1 protein-coding gene is annotated in these 734 nt (G+C 33.7%); it reads left to right on the plus strand.

Annotation, left to right across the window (positions count from 1 at the left end; genetic code table 11):
- Nucleotides 1-734 (plus strand): hypothetical protein (locus tag H5072_RS20815; protein WP_220488767.1); only part of this gene is annotated, 734 nt, incomplete at both ends.

The following is a 734-nucleotide window of genomic DNA, read 5'->3' on the forward strand; positions in this document are numbered from 1 at the left end:
TCTCAGTTGATCCTAAATTAAAAGAAATATCAGGAATAGAATTTGATAAACAACAACGTTTATGGGCTATTAACGACGGAGGCAATGAACCAAAGCTATACAGACTCAATAAAGACGGTTCCATTGCTAAAGAAATTTTAGTTGAAAACGCTAAAAACATTGATTGGGAAGACATGACCCAAAACAAATTTGGGCACTTCTTTTTAGGCGATTTTGGTAATAACAAAAACGATCGTAGATGGCTCACTATTTATAAAATAGAAAACCCGATAGATATAAAAACAGATACGACTCAAGCAGAAATAATTAAGTTTACCTACCCCGAAATGGATGGCAGTCCTATAAAGCCTAATAACCGTAATTTTGATTTAGAGGCATTTGTAGCTCTAGGACGTCACTTATATTTATTTACTAAAAACCGCACAGAGCCATTTGATGGTATTACTAAGGTTTATAAAGTGGGCGATCATGCTGCTAATTTTAAAGCCGAGTTAATAGATTCATTTAAAACATGTACCACTTTAGAAAAGCTATGCTGGATAACATCGGCTGCTTTAAGCCCTGATCGTAAAAAGCTGATATTACTTGATTCAACCAGTATTTGGTTATTCGAAAATTTTGAGGGTGATAAGTTTTTTTCTGGCGATGTATCAAAAATTGACTTAGGAATAGTAACTCAAAAAGAAGCTGTCACTTTTTTTGATGACAATACTATTGTATTTACAGATGAAGAG

The sequence above is a fragment of the Pseudoalteromonas sp. SR45-5 genome (assembly GCF_014163565.1).
Classification (GTDB): Bacteria; Pseudomonadota; Gammaproteobacteria; order Enterobacterales; family Alteromonadaceae; genus Pseudoalteromonas; species Pseudoalteromonas distincta.